20 protein-coding genes are annotated in these 20,951 nt (G+C 55.3%); 10 read left to right on the top strand and 10 right to left on the bottom strand.

Features of this window, described 5'->3' with window-relative positions:
• The 4 genes from Q0835_RS08990 to Q0835_RS09005 all read left to right on the top strand — a co-directional run bounded on the left by Q0835_RS08990 (position 1) and on the right by Q0835_RS09005 (position 3,635).
• On the top strand, positions 1 to 1,317 hold the full coding sequence (locus tag Q0835_RS08990; RefSeq protein ID WP_298960395.1) for a TRAP transporter large permease: 1,317 nt from the start codon (positions 1 to 3) through the stop codon (positions 1,315 to 1,317).
• A gap of 23 nt (positions 1,318 to 1,340) precedes the next feature.
• The gene (locus Q0835_RS08995; protein WP_298960397.1) at positions 1,341 to 2,126 is read left to right on the top strand and encodes an Asp/Glu racemase; all 786 of its coding nucleotides are present in this window, start codon (positions 1,341 to 1,343) and stop codon (positions 2,124 to 2,126) included.
• Positions 2,127 to 2,180: 54 nt separating this feature from the next.
• A complete protein-coding gene (locus Q0835_RS09000; protein WP_298960400.1) occupies positions 2,181 to 3,002 on the top strand; it encodes an AraC family transcriptional regulator in 822 nt (273 codons plus the stop codon).
• Positions 3,003 to 3,104: 102 nt separating this feature from the next.
• Positions 3,105 to 3,635, top strand: coding sequence for a YbhB/YbcL family Raf kinase inhibitor-like protein (locus tag Q0835_RS09005; protein WP_298960403.1), 531 nt, complete (start codon positions 3,105 to 3,107; stop codon positions 3,633 to 3,635).
• Positions 3,636 to 3,718: 83 nt separating this feature from the next.
• On the opposite strand, the gene Q0835_RS09010 is transcribed toward Q0835_RS09005, so the two are convergent.
• Together Q0835_RS09010 and Q0835_RS09015 are read right to left on the bottom strand one after the other, a co-directional pair.
• Positions 3,719 to 4,186: a MerR family transcriptional regulator gene (locus Q0835_RS09010; protein WP_298960405.1), complete on the bottom strand. Its 468-nt coding sequence runs from the start codon at positions 4,184 to 4,186 to the stop codon at positions 3,719 to 3,721.
• A 101-nt stretch (positions 4,187 to 4,287) separates the two neighbouring features.
• Complete coding sequence (locus tag Q0835_RS09015; RefSeq protein WP_298960407.1) at positions 4,288 to 5,052, bottom strand: SDR family oxidoreductase; 765 nt, start codon at positions 5,050 to 5,052, stop codon at positions 4,288 to 4,290.
• A 380-nt stretch (positions 5,053 to 5,432) separates the two neighbouring features.
• On the opposite strand from Q0835_RS09015, the gene Q0835_RS09020 reads away from it, so the two are divergent.
• Positions 5,433 to 6,617, top strand: a complete 1,185-nt coding sequence (locus Q0835_RS09020) for a multidrug effflux MFS transporter (protein ID WP_298960410.1) — start codon at positions 5,433 to 5,435, stop codon at positions 6,615 to 6,617.
• A gap of 86 nt (positions 6,618 to 6,703) precedes the next feature.
• Here the strand turns inward: Q0835_RS09020 and Q0835_RS09025 are convergent, their stop codons facing one another.
• The 4 genes from Q0835_RS09025 to Q0835_RS09040 all read right to left on the bottom strand — a co-directional run bounded on the left by Q0835_RS09025 (position 6,704) and on the right by Q0835_RS09040 (position 9,407).
• Positions 6,704 to 7,381 (bottom strand): DUF2161 family putative PD-(D/E)XK-type phosphodiesterase, encoded by a 678-nt coding sequence (locus tag Q0835_RS09025; protein WP_298960413.1) that lies wholly within the window; start codon positions 7,379 to 7,381, stop codon positions 6,704 to 6,706.
• A gap of 97 nt (positions 7,382 to 7,478) precedes the next feature.
• Positions 7,479 to 7,829 carry a hypothetical protein gene (locus tag Q0835_RS09030; protein ID WP_298821241.1) on the bottom strand — a complete coding sequence of 117 codons (351 nt, stop codon included), beginning with the start codon at positions 7,827 to 7,829 and terminating at the stop codon, positions 7,479 to 7,481.
• A 77-nt stretch (positions 7,830 to 7,906) separates the two neighbouring features.
• Positions 7,907 to 8,581, bottom strand: a complete 675-nt coding sequence (locus Q0835_RS09035; RefSeq protein ID WP_298960416.1) for a hypothetical protein — start codon at positions 8,579 to 8,581, stop codon at positions 7,907 to 7,909.
• 208 nt (positions 8,582 to 8,789) lie between these two features.
• Positions 8,790 to 9,407: an HTH domain-containing protein gene (locus Q0835_RS09040; RefSeq protein WP_298960419.1), complete on the bottom strand. Its 618-nt coding sequence runs from the start codon at positions 9,405 to 9,407 to the stop codon at positions 8,790 to 8,792.
• Between the two features lie 73 nt (positions 9,408 to 9,480).
• On the opposite strand from Q0835_RS09040, the gene Q0835_RS09045 reads away from it, so the two are divergent.
• Together Q0835_RS09045 and Q0835_RS09050 are read left to right on the top strand one after the other, a co-directional pair.
• Positions 9,481 to 9,900: an SRPBCC domain-containing protein gene (locus Q0835_RS09045; RefSeq protein WP_298960422.1), complete on the top strand. Its 420-nt coding sequence runs from the start codon at positions 9,481 to 9,483 to the stop codon at positions 9,898 to 9,900.
• Positions 9,897 to 10,313, top strand: coding sequence for a DUF6855 family protein (locus Q0835_RS09050; RefSeq protein WP_298821250.1), 417 nt, complete (start codon positions 9,897 to 9,899; stop codon positions 10,311 to 10,313). The genes Q0835_RS09045 and Q0835_RS09050 overlap by 4 nt, the downstream gene beginning before the upstream one ends.
• A 234-nt stretch (positions 10,314 to 10,547) precedes the next feature.
• On the opposite strand, the gene Q0835_RS09055 is transcribed toward Q0835_RS09050, so the two are convergent.
• Both Q0835_RS09055 and Q0835_RS09060 read right to left on the bottom strand, forming a co-directional pair.
• The gene (locus tag Q0835_RS09055) at positions 10,548 to 12,263 is read right to left on the bottom strand and encodes a Cache 3/Cache 2 fusion domain-containing protein (protein WP_298960425.1); all 1,716 of its coding nucleotides are present in this window, start codon (positions 12,261 to 12,263) and stop codon (positions 10,548 to 10,550) included.
• 274 nt (positions 12,264 to 12,537) lie between these two features.
• On the bottom strand, positions 12,538 to 13,398 hold the full coding sequence (locus Q0835_RS09060; protein ID WP_298960428.1) for a LysR substrate-binding domain-containing protein: 861 nt from the start codon (positions 13,396 to 13,398) through the stop codon (positions 12,538 to 12,540).
• Between the two features lie 87 nt (positions 13,399 to 13,485).
• Between Q0835_RS09060 and Q0835_RS09065 the strand changes: the two genes are divergently transcribed.
• A complete protein-coding gene (locus tag Q0835_RS09065) occupies positions 13,486 to 14,508 on the top strand; it encodes a permease (RefSeq protein ID WP_298960431.1) in 1,023 nt (340 codons plus the stop codon).
• A gap of 34 nt (positions 14,509 to 14,542) precedes the next feature.
• On the opposite strand, the gene Q0835_RS09070 is transcribed toward Q0835_RS09065, so the two are convergent.
• Both Q0835_RS09070 and Q0835_RS09075 read right to left on the bottom strand, forming a co-directional pair.
• On the bottom strand, positions 14,543 to 15,136 hold the full coding sequence (locus Q0835_RS09070; protein ID WP_298960434.1) for a class I SAM-dependent methyltransferase: 594 nt from the start codon (positions 15,134 to 15,136) through the stop codon (positions 14,543 to 14,545).
• Positions 15,137 to 15,343: 207 nt separating this feature from the next.
• Entirely contained in the window at positions 15,344 to 18,601 is a 3,258-nt protein-coding gene (locus tag Q0835_RS09075; RefSeq protein WP_298960437.1) for a hypothetical protein, read from the bottom strand.
• A 282-nt stretch (positions 18,602 to 18,883) separates the two neighbouring features.
• On the opposite strand from Q0835_RS09075, the gene Q0835_RS09080 reads away from it, so the two are divergent.
• The gene (locus Q0835_RS09080) at positions 18,884 to 19,903 is read left to right on the top strand and encodes an AraC family transcriptional regulator (RefSeq protein WP_298960440.1); all 1,020 of its coding nucleotides are present in this window, start codon (positions 18,884 to 18,886) and stop codon (positions 19,901 to 19,903) included.
• Positions 19,904 to 20,008: 105 nt separating this feature from the next.
• Positions 20,009 to 20,836 (top strand): NAD(P)H-binding protein, encoded by an 828-nt coding sequence (locus Q0835_RS09085; RefSeq protein WP_298960443.1) that lies wholly within the window; start codon positions 20,009 to 20,011, stop codon positions 20,834 to 20,836.
• Positions 20,837 to 20,951 lie beyond the last annotated feature (115 nt).

The following is a 20,951-nucleotide window of genomic DNA, read 5'->3' on the forward strand; positions in this document are numbered from 1 at the left end:
ATGGACCCTCTCATTCTTGGCACGTTGGTCGGCGTTTTCACCATCGTTGTTCTTTTCTCGGGCGTGTCCGTCGCCGTAGGGCTTTTGATTGTTTCTGCAGGTTTTCTGGTCGTTTTCGATGGAATGCGGTCACTTGAGCTGATGCCGGAAATCTTCTTCGGCAAGCTCGACAGCTTCGCCCTTTTGTCCATCCCGATGTTCATCATCATGGGAGCCTCCATCGCCTCGACACGCGCCGGAGCGGACCTCTACGAAGCTCTGGAAAGGTGGTTGACCCGTGTCCCGGGGGGGCTGGTGATTTCGAACCTGGGCGCCTGTGCGCTGTTCGCAGCAATGTCCGGATCGAGCCCTGCCACCTGTGCTGCCATCGGCAAGATGGGCATCCCAGAGATGCGCAAACGGGGCTATCCCGAAGGTATTGCAACTGGTTCCATCGCAGCAGGAGGCACGCTTGGCATCCTGATCCCACCTTCCGTCACGATGATCGTCTATGGCATCGCAACAGAAACCTCGATTGGCCGTCTCTTCCTCGCCGGAGTGTTTCCAGGGCTCTTGTTGGTGGGGCTGTTCATGGCCTGGTCGCTTTTTGCGACCTGGAGGTCTGGCGACACCTCATTGCTGACTGCGCGAACCTATTCCTGGAGCGCCAAGTTTGAAGTTCTGCCGAGGGTATTGCCGTTCATCGCCATCATCGTCGGAGTGCTCTACACGATGTATGGCGGCGTCGCCACTCCATCTGAAACTGCCGCCGTCGGCGCTATTTTGTGTCTCGCAATTGCGATTGCGATCTACAAATTGTGGGACGTTCGCAAGATCTGGATGATCCTGCAGGACAGCACAAAAGAGAGCGTGATGATCCTGTTCATCATTGCGGCGGCAGGTGTATTTTCATACATGTTGTCGAGCCTCTTTATCACGCAGAGCATCGCGACCTGGATCGGCACACTGGATGTGAACCCGTGGGTTCTGATGATCGCGATCAACATCTTCCTCATCATTGCAGGCTTCTTCTTGCCGCCTGTTGCCGTCATCCTGATGGCCGCACCGATCCTCTTGCCCATCATCACAACGGCGGGATTTGATCCGATCTGGTTTGCAGTGATCCTGACCATCAATATGGAGATCGGGCTGATTTCCCCACCCGTCGGTCTGAACCTTTATGTGATCAACGGTATCGCTCCCGATATCTCGCTCAAGACCATCCTGCGCGGCTCACTGCCTTTCGTCGCCTGCATGGTGATTGCGATTGTGCTGCTTTGCGTCTTCCCCGGCATCGCCACCTGGCTGCCCGAAGCTGTCATGGGCCCTGCTCTATAACTCCGTCTTTGAAAGGAAGTACCATGTCCTTTGCCACCCATTACCGCCGCGTTGGTTTGATCGTTCCCAGTTCCAACGTGACCATGGAAACCGAGATTCCGGCATTGTTGAAAGCGCGCGAAACGATCCTGCCGGACCGCTTCACTTTCCATTCGTCCCGGATGCGCATGAAGAGCGTCGTAAAGGAAGAGCTGGAAGCCATGGATTCCGACAGCGAGCGCTGCGCTGTGGAACTGTCTGATGCTGCGGTCGAAGTGCAGGCATACGCTTGCCTTGTCGCCATCATGTCCATGGGTCATGGCTACCATCGACAATCACGCGTAAAGCTGGAAAAGGCTGCAGCAGAAAATGGATGCGCGACACCCGTTTTGAACTCTGCGGGCGCATTGATCGACGGCTTGAAGGAGCTGGGCGCAAAGAAGGTCTCCATCATTTGTCCCTACATGAAACCGCTCACCAGGATGGTGGTGGATTACATTGAAAACGAGGGGATTGAAGTGCAGGACTTCCTGGCACTGGAAATCCCGGACAATCTGGACGTCGCGTCGCAAGATCCCACAACCCCTTCTGAGCTGTGGCGCAAGTTAGACGTGCGCGGTGTTGATGCAATCATTGCCTCTGCCTGCGTGCAGATGCCATCGTTGCCGTCAATCGAAATGATCGAACGCGCTTCCGGATTGCCGACGCTATCAGCAGCGGTGGCGACCACGCGACAGATCTTGCGCAACCTGAACCTGACAGAAGTCGCTCCGGGAGGTGGTGCGCTCTTGTCAAACGGCCTGCCGGCAACCTTGCGAGACGTCGCCTGAAACCAACAAACTGCGATATAGTCCAAGGGGCATAATCGAGTTTCAGGCGCACAGATGAGTAGACGAAAAAAGACAGGCGATGCCTGCAAGCCCGAAGTCCCAAAGGTCTCGATCTACCCGATCACACAGGCCACAACGGCGACTTTTACAGAGCTCTATTTCCGGCTGACATTTCTCTTCTTTATCCAGCGCGGCAGCAAATTTATCGTGAGTTCAAAACAAGGTGAGATGCTGGGCGAGGAAGGCGACCTGATGATCTTCCCGCCAGGATCCATTGTCACTATGGAAAACCGACCGGTGATGGATGATGATTATCGCGCCTTGGGAGTGTGTTTCACCCACGATCTGGTCGATGCGGTCTTCTCGGATCTGCCAAGGTCGAAAGCTGCCTCGGATGTTCAGATCGTGCGTGCTGCGGACCACAATCCATCTGAAATCCTGAATTTGATCCAGGAAACACTGGCAAATGAAGGTCTGCCGGAGACCATTAGGCAGCATCGCCTGCTTGAACCTTTGTTGTGGCTGCGCAGCAAAGGATTTCAGTTGCCAACGCAAGTTCATGATGAACCGATCAGTCAGGTGCGCAGCCTGATCGAAACCGATTTGAGCCACCCCTGGATGGCAAAGGAAGTTGCACAGCACTTTGCCATGAGCGAAGCAACAATGCGCCGTTGGCTGGCTTCGACAGGACAAGGATTTGCAAAGATCCTGCTGCACACGCGCCTGGAGCACGGATTGAGTCTTCTGCAGACGACGGATGCACAAGTGTCCGAGATCGCACTGGATTGCGGGTTCAAAACGCCGTCTCATTTTTCAGATGCTTTTCGAAAAAGATTCGGAATTAAGCCAAAAGACATCCGATTATCGCCAGATTGATCGAAATTCGACATTTCCTGATTGCCAACCGGAAGCGTCAGTTTGGTGTGAAGGCTAAGTTCGGCCTCATCAACATCGCAACTTTCCGGAAAGGAAATCGACATGATCCGCAACATGGTTCTTCCAGCCCTTTTGGCCGCAACGATGGCCGGCCCGGCGCTGGCTGACGGCTTCACCCTGTCCAGTCCCGACATCGCCGAAGGCCAACAGCTCAGCAACGACTACGTCTTCCAGGGATTTGGCTGTGAAGGCAGCAACGCCGCGCCGACGCTCACCTGGTCCAATGCGCCGGAAGGCACCGAAAGCTTTGCCGTGACCGTCTACGACCCGGATGCACCGACCGGTTCCGGCTGGTGGCACTGGTTCGCGTTCAACATACCGGTCGACGTCACAGGTTTGCCGGGAGGTGAAACGTTGCCGTCAGGTAGTGTCGAGCTGACCAACGACTATGGTGCAACCGGCTTTGGCGGCGCATGTCCGCCTCCAGGAGAGGTGCATCGTTACCAATTCACTGTTCACGCACTGGGCACGAAACTGGACCTGGACAATTCTGTCAGCAATGCACTGGCAGGCTTCATGGTCAATGCCAACAGCCTCGCATCTTCAACCATCACGGCGGTTTACAATCGTTGAGTGAACAGCGCTTCGGCTTCAAGCCGAAGCGCTTGCACCGGATCAACGACCGTCCATTTTACTTAGGAAATCAGTGTTTCCAGTCAGTCCAGCGTTGTGTGGTTTTGCCCCGGCTCGCCATGGCTCGTGTCAGCATGCCCATATCTGGAAGCAAGACGGTTGGCCACTGCGACCGCTGGCTCGTTTTGGGTGTCAGCAAGGGAAAGGCCTTTCCGCAATACCTGAAGACGTTCGAGAACCGCAGAACGGCGTTCGTCCAGGTCGGCCTTGAGCCGATCGATATGCTCAAGCTTTTCCAGCAGTTTGTCGATGCCGCCTTCACATGGGCCGGCACCTTCATCCGACAAACAGGCGCGCATTGCGCGGATTTCCCGGGTGGAAAACCCAATTGCCACAAAGTCCCGGATGCGAGCCGCGCGGCGCAGGTCGGTCGCACTATAGTGCCGGTAGCCGTTTTCCGCTCGCGCAACCTCCATCAAGCCCTCATTCTCATAGTGACGCAACATGCGTTGCGTAATGCCGAGGCTTTCCGCCGCTTCCTTGGCCTGCATATCAGTCCCTTTTCAAACAACCCCGACATATGTGTCAATGTACGTGCCATGCTTCAAGTGATCCGGGCGAATGAACCTCATTCGCCCGATCCATGCGCCACCTAGGTTCGCAAGCTCCAACCACCGTCGATGGTCAATGTCTGGCCGGTCAGCCATTTGTTTTCCGAACTGCCCAATCGCAAAATCCACGGCACAATGTCGGCAACCGCGCCTCTACGGCCAAGCGGAACCTGATCAGCTTCCTGTTTTTCGATTTGTTGAGCCATCTCTTCCGGCAATCCCATCATTCCGGTCAAGGCGCCGCTTTTGACTGGCCCAGGCGCAACAGCGTTCACCCGAATACCGTCTCCGGCCAGTTCCATGGCCCAAGATGCGGTCAAATGCTCCAGCGCTGCTTTGGTTGCCGCATAGTGCGCCAACATCGGCGCAGCGTTGCGAGAGACCGCTGTCCCGATGTTCACCACCGCTCCCTTGCTTTTGACCAGAGCTGCATGTCCCGCCTTGATCAACAAAGACGGTGCAACAAGATTTACCGCGGACATATTCGCAATGACATCTGCGTCATAAGCGTCCAATGGCAGAGGTTGACCGGCACCTGAGTTGTTGACAATCAGGTCAAGACGACCCCACCGGCCGGTTGCAGCCGCGACGATGCGCGCGCCGCTCTCCAAATCGGCGCTGTCGGCCTGCACGGTTTCAATTGCATCGCTGCTTCCCGCCACCTCGGCAAGCCTGTCTGTGTTACGGCCCGTAATCAGCACCTTTGCCCCTTGGTCCACCAGCGACAGTGCGGTTGCTCTGCCAATACCGGAGCTGCCGCCGGTTACAATTGCGACCTTATCCCGCCAAATGTCGTTCTGTTTCATTTCTCATTTGTCCTGTCTGCAATGCGTTTTCGCCTTGATGAGCAAACAGGCCTAGCGGCTTGACACTAGTGTCAGGGTCAACCTCTTTTTTGATCGATTGCTTATATCTTCTGAAAACCGGCCGATTGCACGATGTGCCCTAATGGATGTTTCTAGAAGACCAAGAACTGAGAGCAGACCAAAAGCCCAGACAAGCTTTCAGTTGTGAATGGCGCAAACATGTGATTAGCCTTGTCTCAACAGGAGACAATACGTGAAATTTCCAGTCCTCAACGTGGTGTGTGTGAAACGCGTGGTTCGATAAGGCTTCCTTCGTCCGTCGTCCCGCGCCCCCGGCTGAGTTCGGGGGTTTTTTATGTCTCCGGCATTGCTGAACCAACATGAACAAGATCAAGACACCACCCCACTTGCTCACGCTGATCCTGTTGACAGGTTTCTCGCCACTCTCGCTCAACATGTTCATGCCTTCGCTGACCGGTATTGCGGCGGATCTGGAAACGGATTTCGCCACAGTCAGCTGGTCTATTTCCGGTTATCTGGCAATTACTGCTGTTGTTCAGTTGATTGTCGGTCCCCTGTCCGACCGGATTGGTCGGCGCCCGGTGTTGCTGGTCACCGTTTTGGTCTTTGCAATTTCTTCTGTTGGCTGTGTCTTGTCGCAGGACATCGGCACTTTCCTGTTTTTTCGAATGCTGCAAGGCGGAGTGACTGCCGGATACACGCTATCCATGGCGATCGTTCGAGACACCCGTTCTGAAGGACAGGCGGTCAGCCTGATTGGATATATCGGAATGTCAATGGCCCTGGCGCCCATGCTGGGACCGGTGGTCGGGGGTCTGCTCGATACAGCTTTTGGGTGGCGCGCGACGTTTGTGTTCTATGCCGCGTCCGGATTTCTTCTTTTTGTGATCTGCTGGTTCGATCTGGGTGAAACAAGACAGATCACTCGAAACCAGTCAGATGGTGCACCGCTCAAAACCAGTGTGCTCATGCGGGAACCACTGTTTTGGGCCTATTCACTTTGCAGCGCATTCACCGTCGGTGCGTTTTACGTCTTCTTGACCGGGGTGCCTCTCGTCGCAATGGCCGCGTTCAATGTTTCGACCGCTGAGCTCGGCATCTATATCGGCACAATCACACTGGGTTTCATGTTTGGCGGTTTTATCGCGGGCCGGTACGGCGCGAGGTTCAAACTCACCACGATGATGATTGCAGGTCGATTGATTGCCTGTTCAGGTCTTACGGTCGGCCTTGTGCTTTTCAGTGCAGGCCACACCTCACCCTTGCTGTTTTTCGCAAGCACGATTTTTGTAGGCATCGGCAACGGCATCACAATGCCAGGCAGCAATACCGGCGCGATGTCGATACGCAAAGAACTTGCGGGCAGTGCAGCCGGTGTAAGCGGTGCGATGGTCGTGGCAGCTGGTGCTATGCTGACCGCCATGACAGGTTTTCTGATGCCGGAGACCGACAGTGCGCGAGCCCTTCTTGCGCTGATGCTCGCTTCCGTTCTGGCCGGTCTGTTCCTTGCGATTTGGGCGGCGAGATTGAAATCACCGGCATAGCTCCAGATCGCTTCCGGCAATTCCGCAGGAAATGCGGAAGGTTTTTAAGGCACGGCCGACTGGGTGCCCGTCATAGTCCCCAAGACCTAGGACGCATGGTCTTTCGGCCAGCTCTCGGCTGTCTCCCGGCCTTTCGGGCTTAGCCCATAAACGCCTCGCTCCACCCTTTCAAACCATCCGTAGTGATCGTCCGCCATCATTCTGGTTGCCTGTTCAACGCCGGTCGATTTCGCAACTTCCGCACCTCGGCTCGGCCCATTGGCAGCAAGAAATGTGGCGCAGCGCATCGCATCCTGGCGATAGGCGGTCACCAGCGTGGTGCGCGTTGAACCACCTTTGTTCGGGTCACCGACGCGGCGCGAGAATTCCCTGAGCAACCGCGCCTTGCGCGGCTTGGATTTCCGCGGCGCATAGGGCCCCGGATCGAGATGGACTTCAACAAGGCCATCCGACACCCGCACAGTGATGAGCCCCACACCTAAACGCCGGGCAAGTTTGACATTGCTCTTGAGGGCCGCCTGAAACCTGCGGCCTTTCCCCCGTGCAACGGCAACATAAACAGCATCGGTGATCGATTGCCGTTCGATCGCCTGATGGAAAAGGCTCAACGTGAAACCCGTCTTGAGTTCGACAATGATTGGTTCATCCTCGCCGCGGCAAGCGACCACATCTGCTGATCCCACTTCCCCTTTGACCTCGTAGCCCTGATTGCTGAGGAAGTCCTTCACGGGGCCATAAAGGTCCGTTTCCAAAATGCGACTCATTCCGACAGCCTAATCAGAGGGAAGAGTTCGGGCAATCGACGACGTTGGTTTGCAAGGGACGCTCCACACTCCGTACAGGCCGGTTTCGATCGCTATTTCACTTGAGAGATTTTTCAAACAGCTCGATGGAGGCATCAGGCGGCAAGTAGGTTGGCAGTGGCGTGATCGTGCCGTTCTTCAGGACATAGAGCGGACCAATTCCAGGCACGAGATCTTTCTCGTCTCCGGTTTCCAGGAACCTTGCAGGCGCGACATATACAACCCATCCATATGGTCGTTCGATGGTCAGCTCCCGCCGAACGCGCAAGTCAATTGCCTCACCTTCCAGGTAGCTGGTTACTACCCGCTCTTCGGCTTCAGTCGAAGTCAAAAGATCTTTGGCAAGCCCATGGGATCCGAGAAGGAGCAGCAGGACGCAGCTGGCAAGCGCTTTCACGAAGGTGGGCATGGCAAGTCTCGCCTAAATTTCACCTTATCCAGCAAGGCTAACGAGTGGATCGCTCTCAGACGCGTCAACGAAACCTCTCATTCCGCCTTCACGGCAAGTCCGAAATTGATGATGCTTGAGACCTGCCAATAGTCAGGCTGAAAATTGTAGATGGTGGAGATCCGGCACCAGCTGCCGCCGCAAGGGGTCGCCATTTCTATCGCATCAAAAGGGCTCAAAGGATAAAGCCCGGCAAAGCGCGGCTCCGTGATGATCCCGAAGAGTGATTGCGGCAACCCGGTATACATGAACCGGATCGCACCCTCCCTGGTGGCCTCATCCGCGTCGCTGTCCTGGTCAGCTGACGGGGAACCTATTGAAACACCGCAAGAGCTCAAGCGTCCGTCTTCGCCATATTTGATCCGCCAAATCGGATGACCAGCGGCTTCATCCTTTTCAACGTCACCAGTGACCGTGATGGCGTACCAGTCCTTGTTCCAGTTGTCCCCTCCAAACCCGAGTTCATGGATGTCAGCGCGCGCGAGAACAAAGCCTTTTGGGGCAACTTCTGCAAGGCTTGCCTCACCCGTATGAAGCGCGTTGCACAAAAGTTGGGTCACCCGGAAAACGGTCCAGAGCCCGCCGGCATCCTTTGCCGGTTCAAGTATGGACAGGCGCCCGAGAAAGGCAGCATAGTCGCCGCGACCAGCTGTACCGGGCTCAGGGCGATCATTTTTGTCTGTTAACCCGGCTTTACCAAAGCCTGGGCGCACGATCGGGGCTCCCTGATTGTCGGCACCAAAGGAAAAGCCACTTTGTGCAGCAGCGCTATCAGGCAAAGCCAAAAGAGCTATAACCAAGCCAAATGCACAAAACCGAATTGGCAGTGCACACTGGCCAAGCCTTTTTAGTTCGGCGAAGTTAAGTCTCTTGATCTGCATTTTCCGGCCCTTTTTTTGTAAAAAGAGCATACTCTGAAGTCTATTCCATCGAAAAGCGCTTTGCAGAGACATTCACCCGTCCCCAGTCGATTTGCTCAATCCACGATCCGGTCAGTTCGTCCTTCACCTTCCAGGTCTGTGAAGTCATTTCCATCGCAATTGGATAAATTGTCTGTTCAGCCTTGGTGGTGAAACGGATCCGCACGGTTTTACAGTCCTGCACGGCCAGAGCCAGCGCGCGGATACGAGGATCATCGGCGCGTATCTCAGGCACCAGAGTGAATCGCGCTGTCATCCCCGTGATGTGCGCGCGTGTGCGATCCGGGAAACTCTCGATCAGTTTGGCGCGCGCCTGCTTGGCCGCCTGCCTCAACCCCAAGGCATCAATCATCGGGTTTTCCGCGGCGAGAACAAGTCCCAACGCCTTGGCTTCATCCTCTGCCAGTCCAGTCAAGCGGGTGCGATAGTTGAAACCAAGCTCTATGCCGCCTTGATTGCCCTGAAAGACGATGATGGGCAACCCGGCCTCTGTCATGGCATCGACGTCCCTGAGGATCGTTCGCGGCGCGACTTCCAATTCATCGGCAAGCTGCACAGAGGTTTGCCTGCCCCGATTTTGGAGCAGCAACAGGATCTGGAGGAGACGGGCTGCGCGCATGTGGCCTTTCAAACATGACAGAAGATGTCATATTAGAAATGCTAGGGCTCAGGCGTCAAGTTGAGGATACGCCGTGAAAACCTATGAAACTCAGATCGATATTTCTGCACCACCAGACGTTGTCTGGCACATTTTGACCAAAGAACTACCCAGGGCTCCAGAGACTTTTGGCCTTCTGAATTTTGAAGGTAACATGGCGCCTGGTGCAAAAATAAATATCAGATCCGAGGTGTCACCGGAGCGAACATTCGCACTGAGGGTTCAAACCTTTGAACCACCAGACCGCATGGTCTGGACTGGTGGCATGCCGCTTGGGCTTTTTACCGGTACACGCACCTTCACCGTGACCCTAGCCACAACTGGAAGCACCTTTTCAATGACAGAGATTTTCACCGGGCCGATGTCCGGCATGATCACCAAATCAATGCCAGACCTGACACCCAGTTTTATCAAGTTCGCCGAGGCACTAAAGACAAGGGCAGAAGCGCAATGACTGATGTAACCTATGGATCCGGTACGCAGGACGATCCCTGGATCCTCAAGACGCCGCCGCTTTCCTCGGAATTCGAAGTCTGGAAAGACGAAACACTGGATCCTCCGGCGCTCGTCGTGCAGGTTGGCAAGACACGTCTTTCCTACCGATTACGTGCCCTGGAAGATGCCCATGCCATGCTTAAAGCCCATGGCGACTGGATGCCGCTCGGCAACGCCGACGAGGGCAAACCAACCAAGGAGGGAACGCTGGAGCACTGGGCGAGGTCAGAAGACAATCCGGTTGGCGGATATTATGGACTGCGCAAGGGGTACAGGGGCCGCTTTGCAAATTATGTGACCCCGACAATGGAGCTTTTGGGGCTGGTTGAACTGGAACACAACGCCCGCAACAATCGCGTTCGTGCCATTTGAGGAATGCCAGGGTGAAAATGATGATGGGAAAGATTATCGACGGCAACTTGCGAGGACTGGCGGAAAAGGCAAAGGCAGCGGCAACGACCTGAACGCTGCCTCAAGGGGCACATCGCGATTTTTCCTTTCAAGTGCCAAGCGGCGAGGCACAAAAAAACCGGAGGCTGTAGCCTCCGGTTTCAATCCTTTGCCGCCGGTTTGACCGGCTGGCACTCAGGTCAGTTTTTTCCTGAACTAAGCCGCCGCAACGTTTTTCAGGAACGTGTCCACTTCGGTTTCAAGTTCCGCAGTCCGGTTGGACAGGCTTCCTGACGCCTGAAGCACTTCACTGGCCGAGTTGGAAGTCTCGTTTACCGCACCAGACAGATCCGTCATGCAGCTGGACACGAATGTTGTGCCATTGGCCGCCAACTGAGCGTTCTGCGTGATTTCCTGTGTCGCAGAACCCTGCTCCTGAACCGCCGTTGCAATGGAGTTTGTATAGGTGTTCACCTCGGCCATGATTTCGGTAATGCCCGTGATGGCCTGGACAGACTCCTTGGTAGCGTCCTGGATAGCGGCGATCTGAGCGCCGATTTCCTCGGTGGCTTTCGATGTCTGGGTCGCCAGTTCCTTGACCTCGGATGCAACGACCGCAAAACCCTTGCCATGCTCACCAGCTCTGGCGGCCTCGATTGTCGCGTTGAGGGCAAGAAGGTTCGTCTGCTCGGCAATTGCTTGAATCAAGGTGACAACTTCGCCGATTTTGGTAGCAGATGCAGCAAGGCCTTCGACCTTGGAATTGGTGTTCTGCGTTTCCTCGGTCGCGCGTTCCACCACGTCGCTTGTCTGGGCGACCTGGCGCGAGATTTCCGAAATGGATGCGGAAAGCTCTTCTGCGGCGCTGGCAACCATCTGAACGCTGTTTGTTGTCTCTTCCGCAGAAGACTGGGTCTCGGTAGCACGACCGGAACTCTCTTCCGACAGTTTGGACAACTTTTCAGCAGTCTGGTCGAGTTGTGAAACATTTTCATTCACATGACCAAGTACGCTGGCCACATTTGCCCGGAACTGCTCAACCATCTGATTGACCTGGTTCTGGCGCTCTGTCGCAGCAGCTTCTGCATGCTGTTGCTGGTCGCTCAGCGCGGTACGCTCCCGCGATCTTGCCCGCAGCGTTGACAACGCATTTGCAAGCTTGCCGATCTGATCTTCACGATCCGTGAAGGGGATCTCCATATCAGTGGCGTCTGCTGCAATTTCTTCAGTCACATGGGTCAGCCGGCCAATTGGGCGCAACTGGCGCTGAATGACAAACACCAAAAGACCAACAGCTACCAGCACAACCGGCAGGGCCAGGAGCAGGAACCGGGACATGATCTCCGACACATTGGCCTGAACCGCTGATTTCAGAACACCGGCATAGAGAATGCCAATGATGTCACCGCCTGCGGTGAAGATCGGCTGATAGACCGTGTAATAATCCTTGCCGAGGATCGTAGCCTGGCCGTGAAACGTCTTTCCGTTGGTTACGACCGGATAAACGGCACCGTTCTGACCCAGCGGTGTTCCGACAGCCCGATTGCCGTCGCCCTTGATAATGTTAGTCGATTTCCGCCAGAAATCGCGTGACTCAGGATCCCAGGCAAAGACCGTAGCCGTTTCACCCGTCATTCTCCCGATGGAATCGATCATCGCGTGGTCGGAGAACTCTGGAATCTCCGGCAATTCAACGCGCTTGACCTTGTCGTCTGCCGTCCATGCGAGTTTCGTGCCGTCGATTTCTTTCGACATGATCGTGGCAGCAATCCGCAGGTTGGCATCCTGTTTTTGCATCGCGGTCGTCTGAGCCTGATTGGAGGCAACCTGATAAACGATCGCTCCCACAATCAACATTGAAAGCGTCAGCAAGGTCGCACTGGTCAGAGCCAGAGATGATGTAACGCTCAGTGAGGAAAAGAAATTTCGCATGAAGCCCACCCTAGAGAATCTACAGGCAGAACTTGCAGGCATTGTCCTAAATTAAGTGTAAATACTTGGAACAAATAAAACTAACTCTCCCTCAAAAATAGAAAGCGTCCAGTTTGACTAACTTATGAGTGCAATCCTTCAATTTAGGGACTTTTTTCTTAGTATTTCTTACAATACGCAGAGCACAAACACCTTCTTACGGTTCGGCAATTCAAGTCCGAAACCACCTCAAGCTCAGACTGAAAACACGCAAGTGGACCGCACCGGTCGGTTTCTAGGAGTTTTGATCAAGAAACGCGGCGCGAATGGTGGATTTCATCGTTGCGCGCGGTTTGCTGTCATTAAGGTCAGATGACGCCATGACCAGTTTCGATGTCGGCGTCAGTGCAAGAGTGTAGGCTTGATTGACGACTTTCAGTCCTGGATGGAGAGAGGAGCGACCGAGAACGCCTATTGCAATCCCCGCTTCGACTGCGGCGACAACGCCAGAAACGCTTTGGCTGGAATAGGCGATGCGATAGGATTTGCCGCTGTCTTCCAGAGACTTGATAGCAGCATCACGCCACCAGCAGGAAACGTCAAACAAGGCGACAGGAAGCACGTCGTCGCGTGAAAAGTCATGGTCGCGTGCACAGACCCAGCATGTCGGGTCCTCGGCCAGAATTTCTTCACCAGCACCAGGGGCACTGACCTCGTAAATAGCCAGATCAAGGTCTTTCTTGTTCAGCGCCTCTGGAAACCCCGCGCTGATCGCGCAAGTCACATCGAGCTCCACTGCCGGATGCAGACGCGCAAAGTCCGCGATAATCCGTGTCAGTCGTGCCCGGCCATGATCGTCTGGAATACCAAGGCGAAGTTTGCCCTCAATCCTGTCATCGGTAAGGTCCCGCAGAACCGTATCAAGTCGCGATGTAACATCCTGAGCGACAAGCACGAGTTTTCGGCCGGTTTCGGTCAATACAACGCCTCGGCCATGTCGCTCAAAGACGGGCCGACCAAGGATTTCCTCCAGCCTCTTGATCTGGATGCTGGTGGCCGATTGCGAGCGGTGAATTTTCTCCGCTCCATCTGTCACGCTGCCCGCATGGGCGACCGCGAGAAAGGTTCGAAGCAATTCGCTGTCAAGATTTTGCATTCGTTTTTTCAATACCTGATATTGAAACTATCCGTTTCATATATGCCTAGTAATTCCCTAGTCTGCAAGGCCAAAGGAGAATTCAACATGGCCGATCACGCTGTTCCGATGACCCGCAAAAAAAGGCACATGGCCGTTTACGGTTGCGGTCTCGCGATCCTGGTCGGCGCGATTTTCAACTGGCCGGACCATGCCTTTAACGTGGCCGTTTTCGTTTCCTGGGGATTGATCAGTGTCGCCCCAATTGTATTTCCGGGAATTTTATTGACGGCCTGGATCATTGCCAGTGGAGCGGATGCCCATATTGCCAGGGTTTTCGATGGAAGAACCGGAAGAACCATCTTCGCTGCCGCCCTGATCGGGGCAATCACACCGGTTTGCGGCGTGACGGTGCTGCCGATGATGGCGGGCCTGCTTGCCGCTGGTGTGCCCCTGGCACCCATCATGGCATTCTGGCTTTCGTCTCCGGTCACCGATCCGGCGATGCTTGCCACGACTGCTGCGACACTCGGGCTCTCCTTTGCGGTGGGCAAAACCGTCGCCGCATTTGGCCTGGGACTGTTTGGCGGTGCGACAACAGCCCTTTTTGCCAAACGCCCCTGGGCCAAATCTGCGCTGCGCGATACCGGGCTGGCGCAAAGACTGAGTACCAAACGATGTGCCGGTGACGCCAGTTATGACCCATGGGTCTGGCGGTCACCCTCGCGCAGAAGCTCATTCGCCTCGCAGTTTCTGGCAACGTCGCGATTGATCGTCATCTGTCTTGTCCCGGCATTTGCAGCCGAATACGCTCTGAATGCCGCGCTTACGCCGGACGCCCTTGCCGCCTATGTCGGCGAAGACCAATGGTGGGCGATCCCTGCAGCTGTCTTTGTCGGTGCACCGGCTTATATCGATGGATATGCGGCTTTGCCGCTGACCAGAGGTTTGATTGACAATGGCATGGCGCCCGGCGCAGCCATGGCATTTCTTGTCTCCGGCGGTGTGGTCAGCATCTGGGGTGCTATGGCAATTGCTCCAATTCTGAAGCTGAAACCGTTCCTGCTATACCTGATCCTGGCCGTTCTCGGATCACTTGCCGCAGGATATGTGTTTCAGTGGATCGTGTAAATTCTGCCGCACTCCAGGGCCAGCTTTGACTCTCTCAGATTTTTCGCGACAGGATCAGCACAAACGGATCGACACTACCTGCCAATCCGGCCTCTTCGCCCTCCGTTTGGTGCATGATCTCGAACCCGGCGTCTTCAAGAAGACCGGTAAGTTCAGTTGTCTCATAATAGGTATAAAAGCGACCGAACCTGTCCCTGCTCTCCCCTTTGCCACGTTTCATGCCAATATGAAAAACGCCTTCTGCAAGGAGTGCATTGTTCAATTTCGTTAAATGCGACGGAAGGTCCCGGCGGGGCGCATGCAACAGACTGAAATTCGCCCACACGCCTTGATAACGCTTTTCGGGAACAGGATCGTCAAACGTGCCGACCCTTGCCGAAAGACCAAATCTATCATTTGCGATCGCAACCATCTCCGGGGAAGCATCGACCGGATCCGGGTTAAAGCCAGCGGCCTTCAAGTGAAATGATGACGCCGCCGGACCGCATCCCCAATCAAGGACATTCGCCCCGGCCGGCAAATGCGACATGAACTTCGACAAAGAGCCACTGGGGGCATCCGCAGCGAAACGCTTGGCGTAATCATCTGCCTTGTCATCATAAATCCTTATTGTTTCTTCGTCGGCCATTCCAGGTGTCCAAGTCTCGGTACGCTCGTTCGTCCCTTCAGTCTCTTTGTCGAAAAGAAGCGGCGAGCGGCCTTTGGTGTGTCAGAATCCACCGAAAGTCATATGTCGTTTCTACCGGTTCGTGAAGCCACATCACAGGCACGAGCAGGTGATCAATTTCGCTGCAGCAGGCAAGAGCCTGAGACTGGCAGCAGCAGCTCAAACCACTCACTCAGATCTGAACACGCCTAAAAGCTCTATCTCGAGGTTGATCGAGTTTCTGGCCTCAACAGTAATCATGGTCCCGCGCCCAAGCAGGGCCGGACTGTTTCTCAAGACACCCGGTTGGCGTTTCGTCACGTTCTGCGGACCGCTGTTGCCTTCGACCTGCACCAGAATTCCGCGTGGCGTGCCGACAGGCGCTTCGGGGATCACGAAAGTTGACAAGCCTCTCTTTCGACCGAGGTGGGGCGCAGCCGGTGCGAGTGCCAATCCACCAAGCACTCTATTTTCGAAACGGGCTGCACGATCCCCATCTTGCGTAGAGGGAATGATGCGTACAGCCGTTGTGAGCGGCAGCAACGACAGTCCGACCGGATCATCGGCATAGCCCATAACCAGAATGGAACCAGCGCGGCCGCTCACTTCACCATTCAGCATGGCAACTGCATTGATTTCAGGACCGCCGTCGTCGATAGGAATAAAGGCCACAAAATCCACTTCTGAATTTGGTATATCCGTCGCGCGTTTCGCGTCATCGTTGCTTTCGAAGGTCTGAATGTCTTCTTTTATGGAAGCCCTTACAGACAGACCCGGCGTTTCCGTGTTGAAGAAATTGGCCGTTAGAGTGCTGCTGCTCTGTTCCGAATGGTGCCAGTTGGCATTGCGTCTTTGCGCAGAACGGGAAAGAGAAATTTCTTCCGCGCGAACTGGTGCAACAACACTTTCAAAATGCTCCGCCGTTTCGGCTGTCGGCTCACGGTATTCCGCCGCAAGCCGGTCTCCACCCGGCATCATCGTTTCATCCGGTCTCGGCGGCTCCGTGTCTGCCAGGACGCGAAGCCGGGGCTTCAGCAGCTGTTTTGCGGAAAACGATGGCTGCCAGTTTGCGTCATTGCTGGCGCCGGCCGCCACATAAGCTGCAGCTGCTATGCCAGGTTGTTTGACATAGCGAATGTTCATGACAGGAGCGCAGCTCTCTGAATTGCCGCCCTTGGCATCCGTACATCTGACGCTTGCGGCCTTCCTGCCTGGTTCACACGTGTAGGTGAACGCACTGCCGGAGCCGCTTACCGACCCGGCACCCGCAACCGAGCAAGCGGCCTCGCCACTCGGACTGCCGACAGAGAAAGGCAAAGATTCTGCGCCCTGACAAACCAGTTCCTGAGGCATGAACACCCGTGCATCCGGATCACGCACATCAATCGTGCGGGTGAAAACCGGAGCAGGTGCACACATGCTGTCTGGGTCCTGTTCCAACTGAGCTGTCACAGTGATCTGTTGCGAACACCCCTCAATCGTCTCAGGAGCAATGAAGGTACCGGTTTGCCCAACGACCGGACCGATACTGCCTTTGCCGCCAATCACGCCAAACTTGACTGTACCTGGAAGAGCATTGTCCATTTCCAATGCGACTGACATTCCGCCGCCCGGTGCGACCGTCGTCTGCTCCAGGTTGATACGACCGGTGGCCGGGGCAAACTGACCGCGCGCGAGGCTCGGCGCAACGCGATAGCCATAGCCGAACGCACTCCCTTTGTTGACGCGCAGTGTCGCAGAGACCGAAAAAGCCTCATCATTCCCCTGCCAACACGCCGTAATGCAGCCATCCTTGCCAATGCGCACGGGGCCCCGATGGGATTGAAGCTCAACATGTTTGCTGATCTGCTCGGGTGTCAGTGTAATGGGACCCCAGACCCTGGCCGGAGTGCGCCGGATTTCGAATGCAGGGCCACCGCTTTTTTCAAGTTCCAAAAGGGCTTCTTTGATTGCCTTATTGAGAAGTTGAACCTTCGTGGCCTGTTCTATGCGCCCATATGGACTGCCAACTTTCTTTTCAAAGCCATCCGCGGCATTCAGCAGCTGGTTTGCACGAGCGGATGTGAGACGCTTCTTAAGCGTTCCCTTGAGCTTTGGATGGTTAAGCGCGAGTTCGACAAGCGGCACGATGATTTTCGCCATCAGCTCTGCGCCGGCACCACCCTGGCTATAGATGAGGTCGATCTTTGGATCGGAATATGCGGTGACCTTCACAACCAGCGGCATGCAGCTGTTGTCATTAATCTTGCGCTGTCCACCTCGTTCCAAATCTGCGCTAATTTCAAGATGCTTCGGCAAGTTGTGCAATTCGTCGCGCAGCTTGCTGCTGACTGCCGAAAAGAGGACATCAGACACCAGCGAACCAATACCACCTCCTGCAATTGCCCCGGCACCGGTCGCAGAAATAGAAGAGCCAACGGCGTCGTAGCCTTTCTTGTCTGTTTCCTTAAGGTCCCTGTCCTTCAGCATCTCCAAGAGTCGCTCGAAGGAAATTTTCTCCGGCCCTGTGGACGCCCGCCACACTCTTGTTTTGGCGACCGATCGCATCGATGCATGTTGAATTGCAGGGGACTGCAGATTGAGGTCTCCGCGGTCTCTCAGAAGAGCTGCTGGAAAATGCAAATCGAACAGCCGTGCCAGATCCTGGTCGAAGCGCTCCGGTTGCGGTGAAAGTTCACGCTCGATTTCCAGCAGGCTCACAAGATTGATCGGGTTCTCATCAGAGAACATCGCGAAATAGTACATTGCCAGCTGGGACACTTCGACGGGCAGCATCGCAGGTTCTTTTTGGAAAACCGCGACCGCCTTTTCTTGCGTCCAGCCGAGCCGGGAAAGCCGCAAGCGAAGCAGATAGTCCAGTATTGCCAATCGATCCCCGATGGACCCGCTCAAGCGTTCAGCGCCGGTGACTTCAAATGCTACTGCGGGATGTGCCAGTCCCTCAAAATCAAGATAGGCCGCCCCTTGAACATCGAACGGTAGCCGGATCAGCCACGTAGACGCGCCGGACCCCGGATCAATTTCCAGCCGGTCGAAGTCCGGCTGCCCACCGATTTCCCGATCCGGCCCCTTCTCAGGCCGAAGCCAGACCTTGCCTTCAAAGTCGAGTGGTACGTTCTCCACCCGCACCAAAGAGCCGGCCGGAACGACAGACCCCATGTTCGGATCCAGCCCGAGACCAGTTGCAAATACCGGTGGCTCGCTCTCAGGCTCGTCGGTTTTTGGTGCGGCGATGTCAATGCCGGTCCGGATCTTGATATCGAGATCCGCCAGCTCTTCAAGCAGTTTGCTGGCCTCCTCGATCGACATACTGCCGTCGATCATGGCTTCGGTCACCCGCTTCATGTCGGCGGCAATCTCATCGAGCTGTGCCTGATCGGGATCCTGCGCCTGTGCCGCAAACAAGGTGAAGACGCTAAAGAAAAGACCTAATAAACAAAATCTCAAGGCTCGGGGCCTCCATCAGTTTCATTGAAAAATGAACAGGCTCGAAGCTCTGAAAGCGGTTGATCTCCAAGCAATTTGTAATGCGCCTAGTCTCGCAGACAGAAGGTAGTCAACAGCCAGTTGAGGACTGTATAAACGGCACAGCCCAGTCCTAATTTCAGCTTAGTCAAGCCCTCAGGCAGGGCCAACCTATGGAAACCAATAGGTCTGCAATCCTTGACCTCAAATCTCTGCAATCATGTTCGCTCTCGAACTCTCAATTCGTTGCCCTATAGTTTGGGCATGGGTCAAATATCGGCAGTATTCGTTCAGAAAGTCGTGGATGTCGCATCGCGCTCGAAAGCGGATCAGGCGCGGCACCGGCATCACTTGTTGCGGTCCGTCGGAGTCGATCCGGATGCCGCGATCGATCCCAAGTTCATGATTGCCGACGACGCTTATTATGCACTTTGCGAAAGAGTGTTCCGGGAAGATCCCGAGGGTGCTTCGGTCAGTATTCGTGTCGGCTCGTCGATGCGCTGCGATGACTACGGCGCTTTCGGTCTGGCCTGGAAATCAGCTATTGATCTGAGAGGATCCTACCAGCGTTCAGAACGCTACGGGCGCGTCTTGACCAGTGTCAGCACATATGAGCTTGAAGAAGATGAGGGCAGGCACTTCATGGTGCTGCATCGGACAGGTGACCGCCGCCTGGGAATGCGCATATCGAACGAACAGACCATCGTAGCCATCACGCAAATAAGCCGCGAGGTCAGCGTACAGCCTTTTGTGCCCAAGGCTGTCTATTTCAAGCACGCAGCTCCCGATGACCTTTCGGCGCACCGCGCATTTTTCGGTTGTCCACTTCATTTCAGCTCGGACCGGGACGCAATTGAAGTTTCGCCTGAACACCTGAATGCGCCGAACCGGCTTGGCGACACCAGTATTTCCGCTTTTTTCGACGCCTATCTGGATCAGGAAGTCGCGGCTTTGCCCGCCCATGAAGAGATCGAGCAACGGGTACGCCCCTTGATCCTTCGAGCCTTGAGCCAGGGTGTTCCAACTATTGCAGACGTGGCGTCACACTTGGGTCTGAGTGCGCGCACTTTGCAACGCCGTCTCGCAGGCCAGGGGCGTGCTTTTCAGGAACTTGTCGATGAAACCCGCCAGGAACTCGCCGTCCGTCTGCTTTTAAGGACAGATTATGCTCTCGCGGAAGTGGCCTTTTTGACAGGCTTTGCTGAGCAAAGCACCTTCACGCGCGCCTTCAAGCGTTGGCGAGGAGAAACCCCCGCTTCCTTCCGCCGGAGTGCACAGGCCTAGAATTGGCATGACAGGCCAAAACTGTGACACGCAAAGTCAATACGCCGGGCGCCCCATTTTCCTATTCCTTCCTTCGAAAATTGCTTCTAGCGAAGGAGATATCAAATGCAGGCAAGACCAACTCTCGTCATCGGCGCAACAGGCAAAACAGGCTCGCGCGTCGCGTCGCTCCTCAAACACAAAGGTTTGCCGGTCCGGCATGGGTCGCGTGGCGCCGACATTCCATTTAACTGGGACAATCCAGAAACATGGAAGCCGGTGCTTGAAAACGTCAGCCGTGCCTACGTCACCTATTTTCCCGACATTGCCGTCCCCGGTGCCGTTGAAAAGGTCGAGGCCTTGTGTGCTGCCGCGAAATCTGCAGGGGTCGAACGCCTCGTCATGCTGACAGGGCGCGGTGAACACCACGCAATGCTTGGAGAAGCAGCCGTCCAGGCATCCGGTGTCGACTACACGCTGATCCGCGCTTCCTGGTTTGCGCAGAACTTTTCAGAAGGCTATTTGCGTGAACCAGTTCTCGCAGGCGTATTGCCTATGCCAGGCGGAGACGTTCTGGAGCCAATCATAGATATTGACGATATTGCAGACGTTGCCGTGGCGGCGCTGACGGAAGACCGACACTCCGGCGAACTTTATGAAGTGACCGGCCCACGCCTGATGACTTTCTCGCAAATGGCCGACGAACTCGGAGCCGCTCTTGGTCGCCCAATCCGGCACATTCCGATCAGCTTCGATGACTTCCGTGCAGGCGTCGCAGAAGTCGCCGGGCCAGCCATAGCAGACGTCTTTGAAGCCATTGCCCGCGAGACGCTGGACGGTCGCAACGCTCACCTGGCGGATGGGGTCGAACGTGCTATCGGCAAAAAGCCGAGAGATTTTTCAGAGTTCACCGTGAAAGCCGCTCAGGCTGGCGCTTGGGCAGATGCCGCTTGATCAGACCAAAGATGGTTTCCGCAATCGAAACCGACCCGGAACACCGGGTCGGTCTCAACCGGCCGCCATTGCCGACGTTATACCAGCCTCAGCAAACAAGAACCTATTTGTTGAG

The sequence above is a fragment of the uncultured Roseibium sp. genome (genome assembly GCF_947499295.1).
Classification (GTDB): domain Bacteria; phylum Pseudomonadota; class Alphaproteobacteria; order Rhizobiales; family Stappiaceae; genus Roseibium.

What these genes read in the sequence shown, in the direction of transcription:
- Q0835_RS08990 (WP_298960395.1), top strand. Translation starts at nt 1, where the DNA reads ATGGACCCTCTCATTCTTGGCACGTTGGTCGGCGTTTTCACCATCGTT.
- Q0835_RS08995 (WP_298960397.1), top strand. Translation starts at nt 1,341, where the DNA reads ATGTCCTTTGCCACCCATTACCGCCGCGTTGGTTTGATCGTTCCCAGT.
- Q0835_RS09000 (WP_298960400.1), top strand. Translation starts at nt 2,181, where the DNA reads ATGAGTAGACGAAAAAAGACAGGCGATGCCTGCAAGCCCGAAGTCCCA.
- Q0835_RS09005 (WP_298960403.1), top strand. Translation starts at nt 3,105, where the DNA reads ATGATCCGCAACATGGTTCTTCCAGCCCTTTTGGCCGCAACGATGGCC.
- Q0835_RS09010 (WP_298960405.1), bottom strand. Translation starts at nt 4,186, where the DNA reads ATGCAGGCCAAGGAAGCGGCGGAAAGCCTCGGCATTACGCAACGCATG.
- Q0835_RS09015 (WP_298960407.1), bottom strand. Translation starts at nt 5,052, where the DNA reads ATGAAACAGAACGACATTTGGCGGGATAAGGTCGCAATTGTAACCGGC.
- Q0835_RS09020 (WP_298960410.1), top strand. Translation starts at nt 5,433, where the DNA reads ATGAACAAGATCAAGACACCACCCCACTTGCTCACGCTGATCCTGTTG.
- Q0835_RS09025 (WP_298960413.1), bottom strand. Translation starts at nt 7,381, where the DNA reads ATGAGTCGCATTTTGGAAACGGACCTTTATGGCCCCGTGAAGGACTTC.
- Q0835_RS09030 (WP_298821241.1), bottom strand. Translation starts at nt 7,829, where the DNA reads ATGCCCACCTTCGTGAAAGCGCTTGCCAGCTGCGTCCTGCTGCTCCTT.
- Q0835_RS09040 (WP_298960419.1), bottom strand. Translation starts at nt 9,407, where the DNA reads ATGCGCGCAGCCCGTCTCCTCCAGATCCTGTTGCTGCTCCAAAATCGG.
- Q0835_RS09050 (WP_298821250.1), top strand. Translation starts at nt 9,897, where the DNA reads ATGACTGATGTAACCTATGGATCCGGTACGCAGGACGATCCCTGGATC.
- Q0835_RS09055 (WP_298960425.1), bottom strand. Translation starts at nt 12,263, where the DNA reads ATGCGAAATTTCTTTTCCTCACTGAGCGTTACATCATCTCTGGCTCTG.
- Q0835_RS09060 (WP_298960428.1), bottom strand. Translation starts at nt 13,398, where the DNA reads ATGCAAAATCTTGACAGCGAATTGCTTCGAACCTTTCTCGCGGTCGCC.
- Q0835_RS09065 (WP_298960431.1), top strand. Translation starts at nt 13,486, where the DNA reads ATGGCCGATCACGCTGTTCCGATGACCCGCAAAAAAAGGCACATGGCC.
- Q0835_RS09070 (WP_298960434.1), bottom strand. Translation starts at nt 15,136, where the DNA reads ATGGCCGACGAAGAAACAATAAGGATTTATGATGACAAGGCAGATGAT.
- Q0835_RS09080 (WP_298960440.1), top strand. Translation starts at nt 18,884, where the DNA reads ATGGGTCAAATATCGGCAGTATTCGTTCAGAAAGTCGTGGATGTCGCA.
- Q0835_RS09085 (WP_298960443.1), top strand. Translation starts at nt 20,009, where the DNA reads ATGCAGGCAAGACCAACTCTCGTCATCGGCGCAACAGGCAAAACAGGC.